The sequence below is a fragment of the Pasteurella dagmatis genome (assembly GCF_900186835.1).
In the GTDB taxonomy this organism is placed as follows: domain Bacteria; phylum Pseudomonadota; class Gammaproteobacteria; order Enterobacterales; family Pasteurellaceae; genus Pasteurella; species Pasteurella dagmatis.
On sequence record NZ_LT906448.1, the window covers coordinates 629,341 to 655,539 of the forward strand.

General features: G+C 36.4%; 15 protein-coding genes. 8 read left to right on the forward strand and 7 right to left on the reverse strand.

Features of this window, described 5'->3' with window-relative positions; all coding sequences use genetic code 11:
* Positions 1-16 precede the first annotated feature (16 nt).
* Genes thiL through dapB form a run of 4 tightly spaced genes read left to right on the forward strand, consistent with a single transcriptional unit; the run spans position 17 to position 2,997 of the window.
* A complete protein-coding gene (thiL, locus tag CKV78_RS03005) occupies positions 17-1,009 on the forward strand; it encodes a thiamine-phosphate kinase (RefSeq protein ID WP_005761996.1) in 993 nt (330 codons plus the stop codon).
* Between the two features lie 21 nt (positions 1,010-1,030).
* Positions 1,031-1,516 carry a phosphatidylglycerophosphatase A family protein gene (locus CKV78_RS03010; protein WP_005761998.1) on the forward strand — a complete coding sequence of 162 codons (486 nt, stop codon included), beginning with the start codon at positions 1,031-1,033 and terminating at the stop codon, positions 1,514-1,516.
* 15 nt (positions 1,517-1,531) lie between these two features.
* Positions 1,532-2,167 carry a homoserine/threonine efflux transporter gene (locus CKV78_RS03015; protein WP_005761999.1) on the forward strand — a complete coding sequence of 212 codons (636 nt, stop codon included), beginning with the start codon at positions 1,532-1,534 and terminating at the stop codon, positions 2,165-2,167.
* Between the two features lie 17 nt (positions 2,168-2,184).
* Positions 2,185-2,997, forward strand: a complete 813-nt coding sequence (gene dapB, locus CKV78_RS03020; RefSeq protein WP_005762000.1) for a 4-hydroxy-tetrahydrodipicolinate reductase — start codon at positions 2,185-2,187, stop codon at positions 2,995-2,997.
* A gap of 44 nt (positions 2,998-3,041) precedes the next feature.
* Here dapB and CKV78_RS03025 read toward each other — a convergent pair whose 3' ends face one another.
* Together CKV78_RS03025 and CKV78_RS03030 are read right to left on the reverse strand one after the other, a co-directional pair.
* Positions 3,042-3,620, reverse strand: coding sequence for a response regulator (locus tag CKV78_RS03025; RefSeq protein ID WP_005762001.1), 579 nt, complete (start codon positions 3,618-3,620; stop codon positions 3,042-3,044).
* Positions 3,614-5,332, reverse strand: a complete 1,719-nt coding sequence (locus tag CKV78_RS03030) for a sensor histidine kinase (RefSeq protein WP_005762002.1) — start codon at positions 5,330-5,332, stop codon at positions 3,614-3,616. Before CKV78_RS03030 ends, CKV78_RS03025 begins: the two co-directional genes overlap by 7 nt.
* 148 nt (positions 5,333-5,480) lie before the next feature.
* Between CKV78_RS03030 and ttrB the strand changes: the two genes are divergently transcribed.
* Genes ttrB through CKV78_RS03045 form a run of 3 tightly spaced genes read left to right on the forward strand, consistent with a single transcriptional unit; the run spans position 5,481 to position 10,346 of the window.
* Positions 5,481-6,218: a tetrathionate reductase subunit TtrB gene (gene ttrB / locus CKV78_RS03035; protein WP_005762003.1), complete on the forward strand. Its 738-nt coding sequence runs from the start codon at positions 5,481-5,483 to the stop codon at positions 6,216-6,218.
* Entirely contained in the window at positions 6,215-7,264 is a 1,050-nt protein-coding gene (gene nrfD / locus CKV78_RS03040) for an NrfD/PsrC family molybdoenzyme membrane anchor subunit (RefSeq protein WP_005762004.1), read from the forward strand. Before ttrB ends, nrfD begins: the two co-directional genes overlap by 4 nt.
* A complete protein-coding gene (locus tag CKV78_RS03045) occupies positions 7,257-10,346 on the forward strand; it encodes a tetrathionate reductase subunit A (RefSeq protein ID WP_005762005.1) in 3,090 nt (1,029 codons plus the stop codon). The genes nrfD and CKV78_RS03045 overlap by 8 nt, the downstream gene beginning before the upstream one ends.
* Positions 10,347-10,875: 529 nt before the next feature.
* On the opposite strand, the gene yfaE is transcribed toward CKV78_RS03045, so the two are convergent.
* The 5 genes from yfaE to CKV78_RS03070 form a co-directional block, all read right to left on the reverse strand.
* Positions 10,876-11,124, reverse strand: a complete 249-nt coding sequence (yfaE, locus tag CKV78_RS03050; RefSeq protein ID WP_081442229.1) for a class I ribonucleotide reductase maintenance protein YfaE — start codon at positions 11,122-11,124, stop codon at positions 10,876-10,878.
* Complete coding sequence (locus CKV78_RS03055; protein ID WP_081442230.1) at positions 11,121-11,309, reverse strand: alpha/beta hydrolase; 189 nt, start codon at positions 11,307-11,309, stop codon at positions 11,121-11,123. Before CKV78_RS03055 ends, yfaE begins: the two co-directional genes overlap by 4 nt.
* Before the next feature lie 135 nt (positions 11,310-11,444).
* Positions 11,445-12,575 (reverse strand): class Ia ribonucleoside-diphosphate reductase subunit beta, encoded by a 1,131-nt coding sequence (nrdB, locus tag CKV78_RS03060; RefSeq protein WP_005762007.1) that lies wholly within the window; start codon positions 12,573-12,575, stop codon positions 11,445-11,447.
* 257 nt (positions 12,576-12,832) lie between these two features.
* On the reverse strand, positions 12,833-12,925 hold the full coding sequence (locus CKV78_RS03065; protein WP_032855115.1) for a methionine/alanine import family NSS transporter small subunit: 93 nt from the start codon (positions 12,923-12,925) through the stop codon (positions 12,833-12,835).
* Complete coding sequence (locus CKV78_RS03070) at positions 12,925-14,430, reverse strand: sodium-dependent transporter (RefSeq protein ID WP_005762008.1); 1,506 nt, start codon at positions 14,428-14,430, stop codon at positions 12,925-12,927. The genes CKV78_RS03065 and CKV78_RS03070 overlap by 1 nt, the downstream gene beginning before the upstream one ends.
* 909 nt (positions 14,431-15,339) lie before the next feature.
* Between CKV78_RS03070 and CKV78_RS03075 the strand changes: the two genes are divergently transcribed.
* A complete protein-coding gene (locus CKV78_RS03075; RefSeq protein WP_005762010.1) occupies positions 15,340-26,154 on the forward strand; it encodes a YadA-like family protein in 10,815 nt (3,604 codons plus the stop codon).
* The last annotated feature ends 45 nt before the right edge of the window (positions 26,155-26,199 follow it).

The window sequence follows — 26,199 nt, forward strand, 5'->3', positions numbered from 1 at the left end:
GGTTTAGAGGTACTTAATGAGTAATGGCGAATTTGATATAATTCAACGTTATTTTACAGCCTCAAAGCGAACTCCGCGTAAAGATGTCATTGTATCTATTGGTGATGATTGTGCGATAACAGAATTAAAGCAAAATCAACGCCTTGTGGTTACCACAGATACAATGGTGGAAAATACGCACTTCCTACCAAATATTCGTCCAGCGGATTTAGCTTATAAATCCGTTGCGACTAACCTAAGTGATCTTGCCGCAATGGGAGCAGAGCCTGCTTGGGTTTCTCTTGCATTGACCCTACCTGAAATTAATGAGCAATGGCTAAGTGAATTTAGCGAAAGTTTTTTTGATATTTTGGATCACTATAATGTAGATTTGATTGGTGGAGATACCACTAAAGGACCACTCTCAATCACAATTACTGCACAAGGTATTATTCCAAAAGGGAAAGCACTTTGCCGTCATAGTGCCAAAGTGGGGGATTGGGTGTATGTTTCTGGCACGTTAGGTGACAGTGCTGCGGGTCTTCAGTTTGTTTTAAAGGGAGAAAGTGCGGTCAATTCTGCTCAAGAATATTTGATCAAACGTCACTTACGTCCAACCCCTCGTGTATTGCTCGGTTTAGAGCTTTCAGTTTCTGCTTTAGCAAATGCGGCGATTGATATTTCGGACGGTTTTGTTGCTGATCTAGGACATATCTTATCGCGTAGCCAATGCGGTGCATTGATTGATATCGGTAAATTACCTTTATCTGAACAGTTAATTGAAACTGTAGGGCGAGAAAAAGCGGAAGTGTTGGCGTTAACAGGTGGTGAAGACTACGAACTTTGTTTTACTGTGCCGGATAATAATCGTGCAAAATTAGAACGTGCTTTGGCGTATATTGGAGTCCAATACACTTGTGTGGGACAGGTTCGCGCAATTAGCCCAAATAATAAAAAACGGATTAAATTTGAACGAAATGGTGAGCCTGTTGAGCTTGATATTAAGCCAGGCTTCGATCACTTCAAATAAAAATTAAATAGGATTTACGCAATGAAAGATTCCCCACTTCAACGTGTTAGCTTAACAAACCTAGTTCATTTTTTAGCACTTGGCTTTGGTTCAGGGTTAATGCGATCTGCACCGGGTACGTGGGGAAGTCTTGTTGGGTTGGTGTTAGGCTGGCTATTGTTACAATATTTAAGCCCAATAATTTTCTTTATTTTGACCGCACTTTGTTTTGCGCTAGGTTGTTATCTTTGTCAAAAAACTGCAGATGATATGGGCGTGCACGATCACGGTGCGATTGTGTGGGACGAAATTGTTGGTGTTTTTCTGGTGTTGCTTGCATTGCCTGAATTATCTTTATTCTGGTGTGTGGGCGCATTTTTAGCGTTCCGATTTTTCGATATTTTAAAACCTTTTCCTATTCGCTATTTCGATCATAAGATTGAAAGTGGCTTTGGCATTATGCTAGATGATGTCCTTGCTGCTATTTATGCGATTCTTGTTTTAGTTGCTCTTCAATATTTTCTTTAATGGATAAAAATCACAATGCTGAATTTAATGATTGTGCATTTTTTTGGTTTGATTACACCGGGTCCTGATTTCCTTTATGTCAGTCGATTAGCGGCTAGCAATTCTCGCCGTAATGCAATATGTGGCGTTACCGGCATTACATTAGGCGTGTTATTTTGGGCATTAGCCTCTATTCTTGGCTTGGCGATTTTATTTACCACAATCCCAATGTTACACGGCGTGATTATGTGTTTAGGTGGTGGCTATTTAGCCTATTTAGGGCTACTGATGCTAAAAAGCCGCGACAATGTGGTGTTTGAAGAAATGAGCGAACAAGCCCTTAATCAGATGACTTCGATTAGAAAAGAGATCTTAAAAGGGCTTATGGTCAATTTATCCAATGCTAAAGCGATCATTTATTTCGCCAGTGTGATGTCATTAGTTCTCGTCAATTTAACAGAAACTTGGCAAATTTTAACCGCACTTTTCGTGATTGTGGTCGAAACATTTTTGTATTTTTATGTGATTTCAGTGTTATTTTCGCGTCCAATAGCAAAACATTTTTACAGCCAATATAGCCGATACATTGATAATTTCTCGGGTGTGATTTTTCTGCTGTTTGGTTGCTATTTGGTGTATAGTGGAATCCTTGAAATGAAACACATCATCTAATGTAGAGGGGATAATATATGACATTAAGAATTGCAGTAGTCGGCGCTGGTGGCAGAATGGGGCGTCAACTTATTCAAGCGGTAACAGAAGCGGAAGGCGTGAGTTTAGGTGCGGCTTTTGAGCGTCAAGGTTCGAGCTTAGTTGGTACAGATGCGGGTGAATTAGCGGGTATTGGAACAATTGGTGTGAAAGTCACAGATGATTTAGCTAGCCAAAAAGATCAATTTGATTTGCTGATCGACTTTACTCGTCCAGAAGGTACACTTGCGCATTTAGCATTTTGTGTTGCTCACCAAAAAGCAATGGTTATTGGTACAACGGGTTTTGATGATGAAGGTAAAACAAAAATTAAACAAGCTTCAGACAAAATTGGTATTGTATTTGCATCAAATTATAGTGTGGGCGTGAATTTAGTCTTCAAATTACTAGAAAAAGCTGCCAAAGTAATGGGCGATTATTGTGATATTGAAATCATTGAGGCTCACCATCGTCACAAAGTCGATGCACCATCTGGCACCGCATTATCAATGGGTGAACATATTGCGAAAACTTTAGGCCGTGATTTAAAAACACACGGTGTATTTGCACGTGAAGGGATTACAGGCGAGCGTAAACGTGATGAAATTGGTTTCTCTACGATTCGTGCAAGTGATGTGGTAGGTGAGCATAGTGTGTGGTTTGCGGATATTGGCGAGCGTGTAGAAATTGCACATAAAGCCACAAGTCGTATGACCTTTGCAAAAGGTGCGGTGCGTGCAGCAAAATGGGTAGCTGATAAGCAAAGCGGGCTATTTGATATGACAGATGTGTTGGATTTAAATAATCTCTAATGTAATAAATAAGGCAGTAGATACTGCCTTATTTTTTATCTTTTTTATAATTGAGCTGTTTTATAAATCAATTCTGCAATAGTTTGTGCTTGCATTTTTTCCATAATATGAGATCGATGAACCTCAACTGTTCGCACTGAAATATTCAAGGTTTCAGCAATTTGTCGATTGATATAGCCTTGAATTAATAATTCTAAAATCTCTAATTCTTTTTTGCTCAATTGTTCATAGCAGCTTTGAATTTTATAGCGTTCATAGCTAGTATGGGTTTTTTCTTCAGCTAATTTCAATACAGATTGCAATTGGCTGAATTGCACGGGTTTTTGTAAAAAATCTACCGCACCTTGTTTCAATTCTTGCACAGCCATTGGTACATCGCCATGCGCAGTCATAATAATAACCGCAAGTGTACTGTTTTTTTGACGCAAAAATTGATGAACTTGATGTCCGTCCATTAATGGCATTTTCATATCAAGTAACACAATACTTGGTTCAAATAATGGCACGTTATCGACAAATTCCTGACTATTTGGCCATGTTTTGACTTGATAGCCTGCTTGTTCTAGCAAAAAACAAGCTGCGTCTAATACAGTTAAATCATCATCAACCAGATGAATTAACATATTTCCCCCTTATTATTTGGCAAGGTTAAAATCACTTCTGCACCTTGTTGACCTGTGCGATTTTGTAAAGTGATTTCACCTTCAATAGAACGAATTAAGCGCTGACATAATACTAACCCTAAGCCTAACCCGTTAGTTTTACTGGTGCGAAATGGGACAAAAGGAAAGTCTAGTTCAGTGGGCTTAAAGCCTGTTCCGTTATCTAATAAATGAATATAAGTATTATTTTCTGTTTCTTTAACATCGATTTGAATTTGAGTGGCTTTAGCTTGTGAGGCATTCAGCAAACAATTACAAATCACTTGCTCTAAAATAGTAGTTTTGAGTTCCAGTTTAAGTGACGTTGGGCAATTGAGTATAATCGTTGGCTGATTATGATATTGCAAAGAGATAAACTTAATAATGCGTTGTAACAGTTTATACAATTCAACAGATTCTGTTTTATCATCACTTTTCCCTTTTGCCCAGTTCATTAAATTGCGGATGATTTCCGTACTACGATCCACTTGTAGCAAAATTTTATCTAAAATTGCAATAGTATTTTGCTCAGTCCCTGCTTGATTGAGTTGGTATTTAACCCCTTCAACATACATTCGAATTGCCGAAAGTGGTTGGTTAATTTCGTGCGCAATACCTGTGCTCATTTCTCCCAAAATGCTTAAGCGATCGGCTTGTGCTAATTGTCGTTCATATTGTCGCATTTCTTGATAGGCTTTTTCTAACGCTTTACTTTTACGATGAACCTGAAAACTTATCCACAGATAGTTCAATAGCAATAATAAGCCAATGACAATAATCCAACTGCGATATTGTTGAAACCAATATTTCGTGCTGTCCCATAAATTTTGTTTTGGATGTTTATAGATACTACGCAAAATATTGTCTGCTTGAGTGGTGGAATAAGGTGGTGTCCATTGTGGTAAGTGCGGTGGAATTTCACTCAATAATAAAGTGACCAACTTTGAGGCAAGTTCAACAGGCACTTGTGGTAATGCAGCAAGTGACCAATTAGGCAATAATTCTGTGCTGGCTAAGCAACCGATCGGATTTTCTTTGCCGGCGAGTAGGCGGAAGTCGTTTTGCTTCACAATGCCCTCTTTGGCTAAATCTTCCAAAATACAAACAGGCACAATGGCAGCATCAACTTTCTTTTCTTGCAGTAATAACAATGTGTTATCAACAGGAAAACCTGTAAATTTGAGTTTGAAATCCTTATTTTCAATTAATCCATATCGATATAATTCATTATAACCGAGCAAAAAACCACCAAAGGCATTATCTCCTACTGCACTGATAGTTTTGTTTCTTAAATCCGTTAATTGATAAAAAGGGCTTTCTTGACGGACTAAAATAGCACTGCCAATACGTCCCATTGTAGATTGATGACTTTGGCGTGGAGAGCTTAATGTAACGAGCCAACGAACATCATTATTATTCAGATAAAAGAATTGTGCTTGATTAGTGAGTAGAAAATCCACTCCTTGTGCCTGTTCTTCTGCTAATTCATTGAGATCTAGTGTGACTAAGCTAAATTGATGCTGTGCTTGAAATTGTTGATTAAGCCAGTCAATCCAAGGTTGCCAAGTGGCGTGGGTATGTGCGATACCACGTTGTGCCAAAATGCCAATTTTCCATTGTTGTGCTTGGGCTAGAGCGGGCAATAAGCCTATCAGTAGCAGAGAAATTTTAAAAAATTGACCGCACTTTTTCACCTTTCATTCCTTTTCTTGATTGAAATCAAATTCACTCACATTTTATGTGGAAAACCACAATGGTTTTTTATTTGAGCAGCATTAACAATACGCTAAAAAAAGTCATAACTCAATTGAGTTAGTCATAATCACGAAAGGGAATGCAACTATGAAAATGAGTAAGCGCATTTTTTTGAAAAAATTATCTGTGTTAAGTGTGGGGCAAGCGTTTATTCCATTGAGTCAAGCGGAAAGTCAGTTTCAACCAGTGAGACGAGATGGGAGTGATGAGCATCGCTATGCAATGTTGGTAGATTTACGTCGTTGTATTGGTTGTCAATCTTGCACAATCAGCTGTGGTATTGAAAATGCTACGCCGATTGGTGAATTTAGAACAACTGTTCGTCAATATGAAGTGACAGATGAAAAACAAGTAGTGAATAACGTGTTATTGCCACGTTTATGTAACCACTGTGATAATCCGCCTTGTGTACCTGTTTGTCCTGTGCAAGCGACATATCAACGTAAAGATGGCATTGTAGTGATTAATAATGAACGCTGTATTGGATGTGCTTATTGTGTGCAAGCTTGTCCTTATGATGCCCGCTTTATCAATGAGGAAACCAAAACTGCGGATAAATGTACATTCTGTACACACCGTTTAGAAGCTGGGTTATTACCTGCTTGTGTCGAAAGCTGTGTGGGTGGGGCGCGTATTATTGGTGATTTAAAAGATCCAAATAGTACGATTAGCAAAATGGTGGCAGCACACAAAGCAGAATTGAAAGTGTTAAAACCAGATGCCGGTACTATTCCTCATGTCTTTTATTTAGGATTAGATGATGCATTTGTGGATCAAGTCAAAGGGCAACCAATGTTATGGCAAGGTCAGGAGGCTAGATTATGATGATTCGTGAAATCGTGGTTGAGCCACAAGCAATCGCTTGGTTACCTTGGGCAGTCAGTTATTTCTTCTTCATCGGCTTATCTTTCTCTTCGGTATTTGTCGGTTTATTAGCCAATTATAAAGAGAAAAACTTACGCACAGAATTTATCGCTATTGTGATTGCGTTAACTTGTTCTATTGTTGCACCTATCGCATTGACAGCAGACTTACACCAACCTAGCCGAATTACAAACTTCTATTTGAATTTAACACCTTGGTCGTGGATGGCGTGGGGGGCAATTTTCCTACCATTATTTACTGTGGCTGTTGCAGGATATTTCTTATGTTTACTGCGCCAAGTTGTGCCACAAAATAGCCTACCGAAATTCTTACATTTGCTTTATTGGGGCAATTTGAATATTACACGTTGGACAACAGTTTTCCGTTTATTTGCTTTCGTAATGTCATTATTGATTTTGGTTTATACCACGATGGAAGTGTACGTGGTTGAGGCACGTCCTTTATGGCATCACTATAGTTTAATGCCGTTAATTTTATTCAGCGCATTACCTAGTGCATTTTTATTATGTCGTTTTTTTAGTACGCTTTTTGCACAACAAAACAATCCAACTTATTTCTCGCATTTTACTGCACTGAGTTTGGTTGCTTTGTGTGTCACTTTACTTACTTTTTATTTTTCGTCAGAACAGACCGCACTTCAGTTGACGCAATTATGGTATTTCAGCAATTTACCATTATTGGCGATTGCTTGCTTAGTGGCATTGTTTGTGTTGGTTTATTTACCACATTCAATGTTATATAACTTAGCGACAGTAGTGGTCGCACTTTGTTTGACTTGGTTAGTACGCTGGATCTTATTAATCCAAGTACAAAGTGTGGCGAAATATAACGCATTGATGAACCCATATCAGCTTGGTTGGCATATTGATGGTGCGATAGGAATTTTATCCGTATTTAGTTTGTGGATCTGTATTGGCATTTTGCTGTGGTGGCTATTTAGTGCCGCATTATTACAAAAAGGTTTTACTGGAGGCGAAAATGAATAATCAAAGACGTAATTTATTAAAAGGCGGCTTAGCACTCGGCACCGCAAGCGCGTTTATAGCGGGTTATTCACCGAAAGTAAAAGAAATTGCAACTGGGATCATTGAGGGCACTTCTGGTGAGCATACCGCAGATAAAATTAACGGTAATTCTTTATTACCTGAGTATCAAGTGCAAAATGGGCAATTGATTAGCAGCGGTAAACAAGTGGTGTGCAATACACAATGTATGGGCTGCTGGACATTATGTGGTTTGCGTGCAAGGGTGGATTTAGAAACAAATCAAGTGATACGCATCAACGGCAACCCTTATCATCCATTATCTGCCGATAAATACCTTGATTTTAACCAATCTATTAAAGAAGCAGAATTAAGTGTAACAGGGGAAAACGGTTTAGAAAATCGCTCAACGGCTTGTGCAAGGGGCACAGCCTTCCTTGAAGGGATTAATAGCCCATATCGTATTATTCAACCCTTAAAACGTGTGGGCAAACGTGGCGAAGGTAAATGGAAAACCATTAGCTTTGAACAACTCGTTGATGAAGTAGTAAATGGCGGTGATTTATTTGGTGAAGGGCACGTTGATGGCTTAAAAGCGATTCGTGATTTAAAAACGCCAGTCGATAGCGAAAACCTAGATTTTGGTGCAAAAGTTAATCAACTTATGGTGACTTTTGCTGGCCCTGAGGGGCGTCAGCCATTATTAAAACGTTTTGCCAATAACAGTTTTGGGACGATCAATTTTGCTTCACATGGATCATTTTGTGGCTTGTCTTATCGTGCAGGTTCTGGCGCATTTATGAATGATTTAGCCAATAACTCACACGCAAAACCCGATTGGGATCACGCTGAGTTTATTCTCTTTATGGGAACATCACCAGCACAAGCGGGTAACCCATTCAAACGTCAAGCACGCCAATTAGCAAAACAACGTACAGAAGATCATTTTGATTATGTAGTTGTTGCACCACGTTTAGAGTTAACAAATAGCCGAGCGGTTAAACAAAATCGCTGGGTACCAATTATGCCGGGTACTGATTTATCGCTCTCTCTAGCGATGTTGCGTTGGATTATTGAAAATGAACGTTATAACGCAGCATATTTAGCTATTCCAAGTGAAGATGCAATGCAAAAAGCTAACGGGGTTAGTTTCTGCAATGCTACCCATTTATTTATTGCAGATCCTGCCCATAAACGTTATGGACAAGCGATTCGATTACATGATTTGCTAGAAATGCCAGTGCCTGAAAAAAACACTGATGGTGATATTATCGTGAAAGATCAATTGACTGGTGAATTTATTGCAGCAAAAGATTGTGAAAGTGCGGTCATTTTCGTAGAAGATTTTGTCACCTTAAAAGATGGCTCTCAAGTATTAGCAAAATCTGCGATGCAATTATTTAAAGAGTCTTGTTTTGAACATAGCCTTGAAGAATATTCAGCCCATTGTGGCGTGCCGACAGACACTATAATCCAGCTTGCAAAAGAGTTCACTTCACACGGACATCGTGCTGCCGCAATAACACACGGTGGCACAATGCACGGTACAGGATTCTATACAGCTTGGGCGATTCTATTACTTAACGCAATGGTAGGTAATATGAATAAAAAAGGCGGTATGAGTATGTCGGGCGGAAAATTCAAGGATTTTGGTGGTGGTCCACGTTATGACTTAGCCAATTTCCCGAATATGGTGAAACCAAAAGGCACTAATCTTGCACGCAGTAAAAAAGCTTATGAGAATTCAAGCGAGTTTAAACGCAAAGTAGAACAAGGTGTGTCACCTTATCCTGCGAAAGCATCGTGGTATCCATTTGTCGGTGGACAAATGTCAGAAATGATCACCTCAGCTTTGCAAGGTTATCCTTACTCACTGAAAGCGTGGATTAGCCATATGAGCAACCCGATTTACGGAATGACGGGGATTCATCACATCACAGATACGAAGTTGCGTGATCCAAAAATTTTACCGTTATTTATTGCAGTCGATGCATTTATGAATGAAACCACTGCATTAGCGGATTACATTGTGCCTGATACGCACAACTTTGAAAGTTGGGGATTTAGCACCCCTTGGGCAGGTGTACCAACAAAAGCTAGCACTGCACGTTGGCCAGTGATTCAGTCGAAAAATGCGCGTACAGCCAATGGTGACGTGGTTTGTATGGAAAGTTTTATCATTGCAGTGGCTAAAGCAATGAACTTACCGGGTTTTGGTGACAACGCTATTATGGATAAACAACAAAACAGCTATCCATTAAATTGTACTGAAGATTTCTTCTTACGTGCGGCCGCCAATATTGCCTATGACGGTAAGGAACCAGTAAAAGATGCTTCAATAGAAGATCTATTATTGACAGGTGTGCAACGTTTAATACCGAAATTAGAACAAACATTGAAACCAGAAGAAGTGTTGAAAGTAGCAAATGTGTATTGTAAAGGTGGACGTTTTGCACCGCATAAAAGTGCGTGGCAAGAAGATAATATGCAAGCACGTTGGAAAAACTGTTTACAAATTTGGAATGAAACTGTCGCAAAAGCCAAACATTCTCAAACCGGTAAGCACTATCATGGCTGTCCAAAATATTTTTTACCGCAGTTTGCGGATAATTCAACACTCGAAAGCCATTATCCAAGCAAAGAATGGCCTTTTAAATTGATTTCATTTAAATCAAATTTAATGAGTAGTATTACTGGGCCCTTATTGCGTTTACACTCTATTAAACCAGAAGGACTTGTAGCAATGAACCAACAAGATGCCACAGAACAAGGTTTAAAACATGGCGATTTAGTTTCATTAATGACACCGGGTGGTCAACAAAATGTGCAAATTGTTGTGATGGACGGCGTAATGAAAGGGACAATTGCTATTGAGCATGGTTATGGACACAAACAGTTAGGGGCTACCAGCTATGTCATTGACGGTATAGAGATCTCTGGTAATTCACAAATAAAACGTGGAATAAATATCAACGATTTAGGCATATTAGATATAACAAAAGAAATTGTATCGCCTTGGGTAGATTGGGTATGTGGTTCAGCGGTAAGGCAAGGAATTCCTGCCAAATTAAATAAAGTTTTATAATCAAAGTTAAAATTAAATAAAAGCAAATAAGAGTGTGAACCACAGATCTTATTTGCTTTTTCTTTCTATGCATCGGTTCAGATTTTTACTCCGCTGAATATCAGCTCTTCTTATTCAATCGTATTATATATTGCTTAGTATTTTACTAATCCAACCCTTATTAATTAGAATAATTTTGGCGCTACATTTAAAGCAAACTAGTTGCTTTGTTTGACAATGTGCTTAAAAAGAGTTGTGTTCATATAGACAATGGCATTCAGGCATTATATCCACAAAAAATTCATCAAATTTTTTCAGGGATGCAATTATGTATTGATCTATAGCAGAATAAGGTTACATCTATAGTACCTTGTCAGGTGATTACAGCTCCACTATATAATTGGTTTACTAGTTGCACAAGTAGTAAGCTCACTGACTAATAGGAACTATCATATTGTCTGTTTAACAACATAGTAATTATTTGTATTTTTTGAAAATAATAGAGTGATTTTTAGGTCCTAAAACAGCTAGTGGGAAGTTGAAAAGATAGTTACATCTCAATTTCTAAATCTTCTTCAACGTGACAGCAACAGAGTAGAATCTCGTTAGGCTGAACAAAGGCAAGAGGGAGCTCTTTATAGGATACCTTGCCTTTTCTTATTCTTACACGGCAAGAACCGCAATAGCCTGAACGACATTGATACTCGTGAAAAATGCCATTGTTTTCTAAGTGAGAAAGTAATGATGTTTTATTGTTATGTTCTAATGTAATTTGACTATGAATTAAATGAATCTTCATTCGTGTTTAAAGTAACTTTTTATTTTTTCTAATACTAAAGGAAATTCGAGCCAACCTTCATGGGCCAGAAAATGGCCACCTTGTTGTAAACGAATATAATCCGCTTGTAAATCCTTTGCTAAAATATCGCTATATTGATGTGGAATAATGTGATCATCCAACGCAGCAATTACAAAGGACTTGATTAAATAACTCTAAGAAAGATTTTTTATTTTCGATATACCCGTGAATGACGTAAACTTGTTTCATATTATAATATCTACATAAACAAAGACCGCACTTTAATTTCAGATAAAAGTGCGGTCCATTTTTAGCAAATTTTAGAGATCAAAATCACCGAAATCTTTTGTATCTACTTTAGAGTCAATTTGTCCAACAAGGTATGAACTCACTTCAACTTCTTGTGGCGCAACTTGTACGTTATCTGATACTAACCATGCATTGATCCAAGGAATTGGGTTTGAACGCGCTTGGAAAGGCAATGGTAAGCCAACAGCTTGCATACGAATATTGGTGATATATTCCACATATTGGACTAGAATATCACGATTTAAGCCAATCATTGAGCCATCTTTGAATAGATAAGATGCCCATTCTTTTTCTTGTTCCGCTGCTGCAACGAATAAGTCATAAGCTTCTTGTTTGCATTCTTCCACAATTTCTGCCATTTCCGGATCATCTTGACCTGATGCCATAATGTTAAGAATGTGTTGTGTACCGGTTAAATGTAACGCTTCATCACGTGCGATAAATTTAATGATTTTCGCATTACCTTCCATTAATTTTCGTTCTGCAAAAGCAAAAGAGCAAGCAAATGACACATAGAAACGAATAGCTTCAAGTGCATTTACACTCATTAAGCAAAGATAAAGCTGGCGTTTTAAGTTACGTAAAGTTACTGTGCACTCTTGCCCATCTACATTGTAAGTGCCTTCACCATAAAGGGTGTAAAGCTGTGTATCACGAATTAAATCATCGTAATAGCACGAAATATCTTTTGCGCGTTTGATAATTTCTTCGTTTGTGACAATATCATCAAAAACGACAGAAGGATCGTTTACGATATTACGAATAATGTGTGTATATGATCTTGAGTGGATAGTTTCAGAGAATGTCCAAGTTTCGATCCAAGTTTCTAATTCAGGAATGGATACTAAAGGCAATAATGCTACGTTTGGGCTACGACCTTGAATTGAGTCTAATAACGTTTGATATTTTAAGTTACTGATAAAAATATGTTTTTCGTGTTCTGGTAATGCTTGGTAGTCAATGCGATCTTGCGATACATCGACTTCTTCAGGACGCCAGAAAAATGACAATTGCTTTTCAATGAGTTTTTCAAATGTCTCATATTTCTGTTGGTCATAACGGGCTACGTTCACATTTTGACCAAAGAACATAGGTTCTTTTAATTGATCATTTTTATTTTGTGAGAAAGTAGTATAAGCCATAGTATGCTCTCCATAAGTTGATTATGCTAAAAAATAAACCGCGCTTTAGGTAAAATTAATAGATGTTGGCTATTCTACCGAAGTCTAAAATTATAAGCTAGAGAAATGACAATATTTCTCATTTGTTTATCTATTGTTCTGATTTAACTCTTTGATATTAAAAAATAACAATAAAATTGTCAGTAATGTAAAGATAGAATTGTGCGATAAAAAATCAGCACCATAATAACGGTGCTGATAAAAGTGCGGTCGATTTTTTATTCTTTTGGTAGTCTTAATACAGAGAGGATTAACCCTCCCCAAATGATTGTTAATGCGACTACCATCATAATAATTGCGCTATTACTCATTATTTATCTCCTCTTGAGTCGTTAATATGTTTCCAAGGTAAGCGTGAAAGTAAGAATGCGATTACACCTAAACCAATTGCCATTCCCCAACCAAAGCTATTAATAAACCAAGCAGGGTAACCACCATAACCTTCGTTTACAACTTTGTTGATTTCAGTGAATAACATATAAACTAAAACAGTTGAAGTGACAGTACCAATTAACACACGCCAGATTACCCCCACTTTAAATGATGAAGTTTCGTTAATATGTGCTGCTAAGCCAGATAAGGATTCATTAATTAATACTGCATAAATCACCATCAATCCTACTGCAACGATACCAAAACTGTTTACAAATTTATCTAATACATCTAACACAGGTAAGCCTGTTGTAGTGCCAAATAATAAGATAGAGACAATCGCCATTGGCACACAAACAATAGTAGTTGAAATTGAACGGCGCATTCTCAACTTATCTTGTACTGCAGATACAATCACTTCAAGAATTGACATTAATGATGTAATACCCGCAAACAATAATGAACCAAAGAATAATACACCAATCACGCTGCCAAATGGTGCTTGGTCAATGATCGCAGGGAATGCAATAAATGCTAAACCAATTCCTGATGCGGCGACTTCACTTACTTCTTTACCTCCCGCTGTAGCCATAAAACCAAGTGCAGCGAATACGCCTATACCTGCTAATAATTCAAAACTACTATTTGCAAAGCCAACTACTAATCCGGAGCCTGTTAAGTCACTTTGTTTTTTAAGATAAGAAGAATAAGTAATCATAATCCCGAAACAAATTGATAGAGAAAAGAAAATTTGTCCGTATGCAGCTACCCACACAGTTGGTTCTAATAATTTAGACCAATCTGGAGTAAATAATGCATTTAAGCCTTTGTTTGCACCGGGTAAAAAGAGTGAAGTGATAACTAAAATAGCAAACATTACAGTTAAAAGTGGCATAAAGAAGCTGGCTGATTTACCAATCCCTTTTTGTACCCCTAAGGCTAAGATCACCAAAATAAATGCCCAAACGCCGATTAATGGTCCAGTAATACTCGCAACAAAGTCAAAATTGATAGTTACACCTTCAGCCATTTGCAAATAATCTTTAAAGAAGAAACTTGCAGGATCATTACCCCAAGTGCTGCTTAGAGAAAAATAAGTATAGGAGGCAGCCCAACCAATAATTACCGCATAATAAATACCAATAATTACGTTAATCATTACTTGCCACCAGCCAAAGGTTTCAAAGTGGCGATTTAAGCGACGAAATGCAAGTGGTGGCGAAGCTCGAAATTTATGCCCGATTGCATAATCTAAAAATAATAGGGGAATACCTGCGGTTAATAACGCAATTAAATAAGGGATAATAAATGCCCCGCCCCCATTGTCATAAGTCACATAAGGAAAACGCCAAATATTTCCCAACCCAACAGCTGAACCAATAGCAGCAAAAATAAATGCTCGACGTCCAGAGAACGTTTCACGACTTTGAGATGATGTTGTCATAATTTACGACCTTTTTTCGTTATTTCTTGTTTGTTAAATAAATGTTAGGTTTCAGATTTTAATAAAATTTAAATGTCAGTCAATAGATTAAAATTCTAAAGATGGTGTTTTTTATAGTTATTTAATGGTTTAATAATCTATTATTATCTTTTTTATTAGAGCTATATTTTGTATTTTTGGGAACGATAACATTTTATTACCAAAAATAAACGAAAAATTGAGTATAAAAAACTATCAAGCAAATAATGAAAAAATCAAAAAATAGGGAATTTTAAAATAAGACAATGTTGGTTAGAAAAATCCATTACATTTTCTAAAATAAGAAGATTTTAGGGAGCTATAGGGTAACTAGTTTTAGTGAAAGCAAACTAGTGATATCAGATCAATTCTTTTGTTATAGATGGTTTAAGAGAAGTAGAGGTAAACACATTATTTTTAATAAAAGTAAATAATGTTTTATAAAGTAAAGATATATAACCAATTGTTTTTATATTGATTATTTTTATTGGATAGACGTTAGACTATCCTTAATCTAGTTCCATATGTCTTACTTCATTTGAATGAAAAGAGTTGTAAATGTTGTTTTTTTATTTACATTGAAACATCTATTTTTAATGGATTAAGTAGAATAGATGCTTGTGAATACTGGATTTTTAATGTAAAAAAGTGTAAAATTGTTTGAAAATTAACCTTGGGGGGAATAAATTTTTTATAGAAAATTAACCTAATTAAGTTTGTGTGTTTTGCTGAGTTTTGCTCATCTTTCATTTTTTAAGGAATTAGTTAACGTAATTTTTTTACACAATGCTTCAATTAGCCTCTCTAGATAAGCGTATTCGAATTATTGGTATGTTATCTCTTTCTCATATTACTTAACGTACCAATGCTCAAACATAAAAGGAATCTTATATGAATAAAGTCTATAAAGTGATTTGGAATCATTCTTTAAACACTTTTGTTGTCGTCTCTGAACTTGCAAGAGGTTATGTTAAATCTTCATCTTCAAGTAACTCATCTACTTCTAAGCTTTCTAAAGTATTCAAATTAAATTTGTTGGGGTTATTACTCGCTATTTCTTTGCCTAGTCAGGCATATATTGCTATCGATAGTGTAGAAAATGGTCGTATAGGTTTTGCTAGTGCGGATGCAAGACCACAAAACCCAGCTGTTGACGGTGGAACCTATCCATTGGATTATAAAAACCCAGGCAATAAATCGTATGATAATAAAGATATATCTATTGGTGGTAATAATTATAGCCCTAGAACATCATCAGGTATTGCTATTGGTAAATATTCATCGGCAATAGCTTCTCGTGCCGATAGACGATCTAATGGTATTGCTATTGGTGATTATAGTAAAGCTACAGGTGGACTATCTATGGCTTTAGGTAGTTTTTCTCTTGCCGGGAATGTAGGTTCGATAGCACTAGGAACTGCTTCAAGAGCTGATGGATTTAATGCTTTATCGATGATGCGTCAGTCTGCCGCAATAGGTGATTATTCTACAGCAATAGGTTCAGTGTCTTGGGCAAATGGCACAGCGAGTTTTGCATTAGGCGCTTCAGCAACAGCTTTTGGTGATCAATCTATTGCGATTGGTTCAGTATCCCCTACAACTTCAGCTAGTGCGAGTAATTCAAAAAAGACTAAATATGATGGCTTAAATCGCACACAAACTAATGGCAATAACTCTATTGCAATGGGGTCTGCAGCACGAACAAATGGGGAAAATTCTTTTGCTATAGGATCGGGGGCTGAAACAGGAGAATTTATTGAAAAAAGAGATACATATCTTGAGGACATGGTTAGAGAAGCCGATGTAAACAAAAAAGCCAAAGGTGCTATGGCGTTTGGTGTAAATGCAAAAGCTAAAGAGGCTAAAGCAATAGCATTTGGTGAAGAAGCTAAAGCATTAAAAGAGAATTCAATGGCGTTTGGTGCACAAGCAAATGCATCAGAACAAAATGCAATAGCGTTCGGTGCCCTAGCAAATGCAACGAATAGTAGTGCCATGGCATTTGGCTCAAAAGCAAATGCTTTAAAACAAAATGCAATGGCATTTGGTGCGAATGCTCAAGCTACTCAACAAAATGCAATGGCATTTGGTACAAATGCAAAGGCAACAGTTACAAAAGCAATTGCTATTGGTTTTAATACTAATGCAACACAAAATAATGCAGTGGCAATTGGTTCAGAGACCAATGCAACTCAATCGAATACAACAGCAATTGGTACAACAGCGAAGGCATCTCAAGCAAATTCAACCGCATTAGGTTTTGGAGCACAAGCTACTCATGAAAATAGTGTTGCTCTAGGGGCAAACTCTAAAACTGATAATGCCGTAGCAACGGCTAATTCCCAAATTAATGGAGTCAACCACCAGTTTGCTGGTAATAATCCGATTGGCACAGTCAGTATTGGTGATACTAATAAAGAGAGAACTATCACTAATGTAGGAGCAGGGCGTATTTCTTCTACTTCAACGGATGCGATTAATGGAAGCCAATTACACGCAGTAATTACTGAGGTAAATAAAGGCTGGAATATTACTACTGCTGCAGCCGGTGGTGAGGTTAGCGGTAATAATAATCCTGCAAAAGTAAAATTAGGTGACACAGTTACAGTTACTGCTGGAAAAAATATCAAAATCACTCAAGCTGATAAAAATATTACCGTTGCGACTAAAGACAATGTGACTTTCAAAAAAGTAGATGCCGAAACTTTAAATGTGACTGGAGATACAACAGTTAAGAACTTAACTGCAACTGGTGACACAAAAGTTAAAAATTTTACCGTTGATCCTAGCAGTAATATCAATATGGGTAATAACCGTATTATGAATGTTGGAGATCCTACAGAAGCTACTGATGCAGTAAATAAAAAATATGTTGATAATGTTGAGTTTAACTATAAGGGTGATTCAGGTACAGGTAAGAATAAATTATCTACTCAAACTGCTTTTAAAGGTACTGCTAATGAAATTGTAACGGCAGCTACAAATGGAAGTGTTACTTTTAGTTTAGCAAAAGAAGTTAAAGATTCTTTAGTTCTGGCAAAAAGTGCGGTGCAGAACTTTACTGTTGGAGTAGGTTCAACAGCTTCAAGCATTTCTATCGATAAAACAAATAAACATTTTGATATTGTCGGGGGTAGTAATTATGTGACTACAACTATTACTGATAGAAAAGTAAAAATTGATCTTTCAGATAATATTAAAAATGTCATTAATGATGTCACTAATAATTTAATTACTGTTACAGGAGGAGCTACTCAAGCTAATTCATTTAAAATTAGCAATGGTGGTTCTGTTAAAGTTATTTCTAATCCAAACGATGCCACGAATATTATTACCGTAGGGGCAGATACTAATCAAAAAGCAATTACTGTTGGCGTAAATTCAGAGAGCTTAAATACATTTATTACTAATAATCCACAAGTTCAGGCGAATAAAAATAAAATTGCTGCCCTTGAACCTAAAGTAGAGAGTAATACAAATAGAATAAATGCATTGGAGCCTAGAGTTCAAAATACAGAAAAGGAAATTACAGCGTTAAAACCACAAGTTACAAATAATAAAAATGAAATTGACGCTTTAAAACCACAGGTTACAAATAATAAAAATGAAATTGATGCTTTAAAACCTCAAGTGGAAACAAATAAGCAAGATATTGCTGATTTAAAACCTCAAGTAGAAAGTAATAAAGCTGAAATTGATACTTTGAAACCCAAAGTTGATAAAAATACAGCAGATATTGCAGCCGGCTGGGAATTACAAGCAAATGGCACTAAAATTAAAGATGTTAATCCGAATGATAGAATAGCTAATTTTACACAAGGACAAAATATTGAGATTTCTGTAGAGAATAATTCAATAAAAGTTTCTACTTCTTTAACACCAAAATTTACCAATGCTACATTTGGCGATAATAGCGACAAAACTGTTATTGATAAAGATGGAATTACAATTACTAATAATGGTAAATCGCCAGTCAAATTAAATGACAATGGTTTAGATAATGGTGGGAATAAAATACAAAACCTTGCTAATGGAACATCACCAAATGACGCAGTTAATATGTCTCAATTAGATGCTGTTAACGCAACAGCGAATTCTGGTTGGAAATTACAAGTCAATAAAGAACCTGATTCTGAAAGCAAAGTGACTCCAAATGCTACTGTCAGTTTAAATAATGATGATGGGAATATTCAAATTACTAAAACTAAGAATGACAATAATGTAACTTTTGCTTTAAACACAACTTTAACTTTAGGTAAAAATGGTGCAGATCAAACAGGAAAAGATGGTTCATTAACTGTCACTGGTAAGGATGGCTCATCAGTTGTTTTAAATGGTAAAGATGGCTCTATTGGATTAACAGGAACTGCTGGTGCAAACGGTTTAAAACCTCAAACAACGATAAAAGTTACGAAAGGTCAACCTGATGTAAATAATACGGGAAATAAGACTCGTATTACTTATACGAATGGTAATAATGACAATGTCGAAGAGGTAGCAACCCTGCATGATGGATTGAAATTCCAAGGTGATGACAAATCACCTATTGCCAAACAGTTAAATCAAACATTAGACATCGTTGGTGGAGCCCAAGGCCCTGTATCTGATAACAATATTGCAGTTAGAACGAGTACAGATAAAACTAAATTAGAAATTAAATTAGCTAAATCACTTACTAATCTGACAAGTATTGAAGTTGGTAGTGGCAATGATAAAACGAATATTGATAAAGATGGAATTAGAATTATTAATGCAGATCCAACGAAGAATGTTAGTTTAACTGATACTGGTTTAAATAATGGTGGGCATAAAATTGAAAATATTGCTAACGGTACAAATTCAGGTGATGCGGTTAATTTTTCTCAATTAGATGCAGTAAGTAAAGTTGCAAATGCCGGTTGGGTATTATTTACGAATAATCAAGATAATACAAAAAGTGTAATCAAGCCTAATGCAACAGTGAGTTTAAATAATAACGATGGCAACATTCACATCACTAAAACGAAAGATGATGGTAATGTCACTTTTGCCTTAAACCACAATATTACTTTAGGTAAAGCCGGAAATGGCAATGATAATCATGACGGCGCATTAACTGTTCAAGGCAAAAATGGCTCATCTGTTGTACTCAATGGTTCTGATGGTTCAATTAGTTTAACTGGAACACCGGGCACTCCAAACACAAAAATTAAAGTAGGCAGTGGTGCTGGCGGTGTTGAAGATACTAATAGCATTCATAAAAATCGCATTACTTATACTAATGGAAATAATAATGAGGAAACCGTTGCAACTTTAAATGACGGCTTAAAATTTAAAGGTGATGACACAACTGTTATTAATAAAAAATTAAACCAACAGTTAGAGATTGTTGGGGGCGCAGAGAATTCAAAACTTAGTGACAGAAATATTGGTGTTAATTCTAACAATGGAAAATTAGAAATTAAGTTATCAAAAGAGCTTAATGAATTAACTTCAACTACTTTTGGTTCAGGTGCAGATAAAACATTTATTAACAAGGATGGAATTACTATTCATGCTACTGCACCTAATAAAAATGTGAGTTTAACAGAGAGTGGCTTAAATAATGGAAATAACCAAATTACTAATGTCGCGAGTGGTTTAGGAAAAGGGAAAACATTATCTACTTTACAAGTGAATGATGGTGATCTGACGAATGCAGCAAATATCGGCGATTTAAAAAATGCGATTGATAATATCACTAAATCCACAGCTGATGGTGGTTTTGGATTTATTGACTCTGATAATAATGCTGTTAAGCAAGATTTAGGCACAACCATCAAAGTACAAGCAAAAGATGGTATAAGTGCAAAAGTGGTTAATACAAATGACGGTAAGAAAGCACTAGAATTTGGTTTAAATAGCACAGTATCTATAGGAAATAATGCTGAACCTGGTCAAATAACAATTAAAGGTGAAAATGGTCAAGATGGCATTACGTTAAACGGAAAAGACGGTACGATTGGATTAAAAGGAAAAAATGGTGTCAGTGCAAATATTACTGTTGGAAATGGTCCTAATACTTTAGATAGCCAAACTAACAATACTACTCCTCGTATTAGCTACACAAATGGCAGTAAAACAGAGTATGTTGCAACAACAAGTGATGGTTTAATTTTTGGTGCAAATACTGGAGTTGATCATAAGGCTAAATTAAATACGAAAATTGAGATTAAAGGGGCATCTACTAATCAAAATTGGGATGCGTTTGACTCAGGCACTAACTTGATGACCAAAGTCGATACTGACAATCATTTAATTACTATTGCTTTATCTAAAAACTTAAAAGATTTGGTAAGTGCAACCTTTAGCAATGGAGTAAATCCAACAGTAAAAAGTGAATTAACTGGTCATGGATTGACAATCACCCCAACTGTTCAGGGTAAATCACCTGTTAAATTAACTGATTCAGGGTTAGATAATGGCGACAATCAAATTACTAATGTGAAAAGTGGTTTGAATGGTGTGAATTTAAATGATGCTCAAGGCAATACATTAAAAAATGCTGTAAATGTTGAAGATCTCAAAAATGCCATTAATAACACTGTTGGCCAAAGTGGTTGGAATTTAAAAGTTAATGGTGGAACTTCTGTTAAAGTCGGTCATGACAATACTGTAGAGTTTATTAATGGAGATAACATTAATATTACTAATAATGATAAAAATATTACTATTGCCACATCAAAAAATCTAAGTGTTGATACATTAAAAGCAGGCAAAAAAGGTGAAAATGGTCAGCAAGGCGTTGATGGTAATGTCACAGCAGAAGGTAAAAATGGTTCTTCAGTAATATTGAATGGGGGAAATGGCTCAATTTCTGTATCAAATAAAGGTGTAAATGGGGCTGATGCGAATATTACTGTAAAACAAGGCCATCCTGATGTTGATGGGGCAGATGGTAGCCATAAAGCTAGAATTGTGTACACTCCTGTGAATGGACAACCAGAAGAAGTAGCAACTTTAAAAGATGGTTTGAAATTTATTGGTGATAAAGGCGGTGCACTTGTTAAACATTTAAATGACACAGTCACGATTAAAGGTAATTTGTCAGAGACTGCTGAAGTGACAGATAAGAACCTCCGTGTCGATAATGACAATGGTAGTTTGATTTTGAAAATGGCAACGTCATTACAGGAATTAAAAGAGGCAACATTTGGTAAAGATACTGATAAATCAGTTCTTAATAAAGATGGTTTAACTATCACAAATGGTAATGACACCAATAAAACTGTGAGTTTAACAGATACAGGGTTAAATAATGGTGGTAATCAAATCAAAAATGTAAGCAGTGGTTTAAGTAATGGTAAAACATTATCTACCTTACAAGATGGTGATGAGGACCTAAAAAATGCTGCAAATATTAGTGATTTGAAAAACGCTGTTAATGATCTTACTAAAGCAGGCACTTTAGGTGGCTTCGGTTTATCAGATCAAAATGGTGATGAAGTTAAAGAGGATTTAGGTAAGTCTATTAAAGTTAAAGGTGATGAAAGTATTGTAACGAAAGTTAATACTGCAGAAAAATCACTTGAAATCAGCTTGAATAATAAAATTACTGTGGGTGATGCCACAAATCCTGGTTCTGTCACAATTAAAGGTAATAATGACAAAGATGCTATCGCATTAAATGGCCAAGATGGAACAATTAAACTAAAAGATGCTAACGGTGGTGATCGAGTATCTCTAAATGGTAATGATGGTTCTATTGGTTTAACTGGCAAAGATGGTGTAAATGGTACTTTAACTTTTGCAAAAGGGGATTCTCATATTGATGGCACAGTCGGTACAAAAGAAACAACACGCATCAGTTATACACCAAATGGCAGTACGACCCCTGAATTTGTTGCAACATTAAATGACGGCCTAAAATTTGGTGCGAATACAGGGCCAGTACGTAATGCTAAATTAAATAGCCAAATTGATGTTAAAGGTGCAGAAACAAATACAGAATGGGCGAAATTTGATGCGGGTAAAAATATTATGACTAGCATCAATGGTGGGACTATTACTGTAGGATTGGCAAAAGCATTGACTGATTTAGAAAGTGTTACTTTTAACAAGGATAAAAACGGTGGAACACCAACAGCTACAACTAAAATTGACAGTAATGGTTTAACTATTACGCCTACTGGTAATAATGTGCCAGATAAAACAGTCAGTTTGACAGATAAAGGTTTAAATAATGGTGGAAACACAATTACTAATATTGCAAGTGGCTTAACTAAAGCTGATGGCTCTAAGAGTGAATTAAAAGATGCTACTGGTGATGTATTGAATAATGCCGCCAATATTGGAGACTTAAAGTCTGCATTAACCAATCTAACTGACAATGGTTTCGGTCTAAAAGATCAGGATGGTAAGGAGTTTAAACACAAACTTGGGGAAACAGCTCAAATTAAAGGTGACGGTAGTGTTGTAACTAAAGTTGTGACTAATGATGATAGTTCAAAAGCATTACAAATCGGTTTAAATAAAGACATCACTGTGGGTAATGCGAAAGATCCTGGTTCAGTAACAGTTAAAGGTTCCAATGATAAAGATTCTATCAAACTGGATGGTACAGCAGGAAAAATTACAGTTAAGAAAGATGATGGTAAAGATGCCGTTTCTTTAAATAAAGATGGCACAATTGGTATTGATGGAGCTGATGGAGCAAGTGCTTCTCTAACCATGAAAAAAGGACCTGCTGATTTAGAAGGTAAAAACGCCAATGAGCAAAACCCTCGTTTAAGTTACACGCCTAATGGTAGTAAGACTCCGGAGTTCGTTGCAACATTAAATGACGGCCTAAAATTTGGTGCGAATACAGGTACAGTACGTAATGCTAAGTTAAATAGCCAGATTGATGTTAAAGGTGATGTGAAGAATACAGACTGGAATAAATTTGATGCGGGTAAAAATATTATGACCAACATCAATGATGGTACTATTACAGTCGGATTAGCAAAAGCACTAACTGATCTAGAGAGTATTACTTTTAATAAAAATACTAATGGGAATCCAACAGCCACAGCTAAAATTGATAGTAATGGTTTAACTATTACGCCTAATGGTAATAATGTGCTAGATAAAACTGTTAGTTTGACAGATAAAGGTTTAAATAACGGCGGAAACAAAATTACTAATATTGCAGCAGGAGATGTTTCTGAAAATAGTAAAGATGCAGTAAACGGCTCACAACTTTATGAAGTTAAAGAAACTGCAAATGCGGGTTGGAATTTATCTGTAAATGAAGATAAAGCGAATAACTCTAGTAATGTTAAACCAAAACAAACAGTTGAGTTAAATAATTCAGATGGAAATATAGTTATTACTAAAACAGAAGATAATGGGAAACATAAAGTTGATTTCAAACTTGGTGATACGTTGACCGTAGGTCCTAAAGATGCAACAGGTAAACCAACAGAAGGTGCAGTGGTTATCGGTAAAGATGGTCGTGATGGTAAAAATAATGAAAATACTATTGCACTTGTTGGAAAAGATGGTAAGGATGCTGTTTCTATTAAAGGAAAAGATGGTGTTGGTACAATCGGTTTAACTGGTGCTGCTGGTAATGATGGCACAAATACCTCTGCTGAACTTTCAATTGCTGAAGGTGAGAAGGGATTAGAGAATAATGACAGAGGCGATAAAAAGACTCGTATTGTTTATAAAAGTCCAACAGGAGACAAAGAAGAAGTTGCAACACTTAATGATGGTTTAATGTTTGCAGGTAATGATGAGAAATTAATTAATCGTAAGTTAAATACGAGATTGAATATTTTAGGGGGTATTGTTGATAAAGAAACTCTTAAAATGGATTCAACATCAGTTTCCTCAAATAACTTAGGTGTTCGTTGGAAGTCAGATGATAGCCTTGAAATAGTAATGAAAGAGCGTCCAACTTTCTCTGGTTTAGTGTTGAATGGAAAAGATGGACAACCTGCTAAGATCGATTTTAAAGATGCAAATGGTACTCAAGGAATGTCAATTTCTGGTTCAAATGGTAAGAATGGAGATCCTTCATTAGTCATTAAAAATAAAGACGGCCAAGACGGTGTTACCTTCACTAACGATGGAAGAATCACTAACGTTGCTGATGGTAAAGAGGGTAAAGATGCTGTTAATATGAGTCAACTTAACAAAGTGAAGGATGATCTTGTTAATAAAGGATTTGCACTTAAGGCTGAAGATAATGGTATTGTTAATAAACCTTTAGGTGAAGCGATTGAAGTAGTGGGCGCTGACTCGAATATTTCAACTAAAGTTGCAGATGGTAAAGTTAAGATTGAATTAGCGAAAAAACTCGATTTAGGTGATGCCGGTAGTGTAAAAATGGGAGACACTACAGTAAATAATGAGGGCGTTAAAGTTGGCGATAAAGTTAAACTAACTAAAGATGGCTTAAAAGTTGGCGATAAAGTCAATATTACGGAATCTGGTGTTAAGGTCGGTGATGTAAATATTACTGATGCCGGAATTGATGCAGGAAGTAAGAAAGTCACTAATGTAGCTGATGGTGATATCAGTGCAAATAGTAAGGACGCTGTAAACGGTAGCCAGTTATTTAAAGAAGCAGCTAAAGCTAAAACTGAAGTTGAAGCTGGTGAAAATATTGTAGTTACACCTAGAGACGGTGATAATGGTCAAAAAATTTACACTGTAGCAACCAAAAAAGATGTATCATTTGATAATGTTAAAGTTGGTGATATTGCTATTAATAAAGACAGCGGCATTAATGCGGGTGATAAGAAAATCACGAATGTTGCTAATGGCGAAATTGGTAAAGGAAGCAAAGATGCTGTAAATGGTGATCAATTATTTACTGAAGCAGCTAAAGCGAAAAGTGAAGTTAAAGCAGGTACGAATGTTGCTAGTGTGACTACTGGAACGGGCGACAAAGGCCAAACAATTTATACAGTGAATGCGGATGGTGCAAGTGTCTCAGCTGGCTCTGATAAAGTGACTGTCACAAAAGGTACTAAAGATACTAATAATGTCACAGATTACAAAGTTGATCTTGCTCAAGCTACGAAAGATGATATCGCTAAAGGTGTTGATGCTAAAGCTCAAGTTGATAAAGGGATTAATTTTGCAGGTGATGATGGTAAATCAACTAATTATAAACTTGGCGATACCGTTACGATTTCAGGAGATAGTAACTTAACCACTGAAACCACTGATAAAGGTGTGACAGTGAAATTGAATAAAGATATTAATCTGAACTCTGTGTCAGCCAATACCTTTAAAGCTGGTGGAGTGACAATTTCGGCAGATAGCGGTATCAATGCTGGTGGTAAACAAATTACCCATGTAGCAAGTGGCTTAGTGGATAAAAATGGCAATAAAATCCATATTCGCAATGCGGCGGGTGATACTCTAAACAATGCTGTAAATGTAGGTGATTTGAAAACAGTTGCTGGCGATATTTACAATAATATTGATACAACAAATAAACGGGTAGATAAACTTGATAAACGTGTTCGTGGTATTGGCGCAAACTCTGCGGCGGCAGCATCACTTCCACAAGTTTATATTCCAGGCAAATCAATGGTTGCAGCATCCGCCGGTGGCTATGGTGGTGAAGCAGCAGTTGCATTAGGTTACTCACGAGCAAGTGATAACGGTAAAGTTATATTGAAACTTACGGGTACAGCAAATAGTGCGGGGCATTACTCGGGAGGTGTAGGTGTTGGTTACCAATGGTAATGCACTGAGATCAGGTAATAAATGAGTGAATGAAAAAGTAGAAGG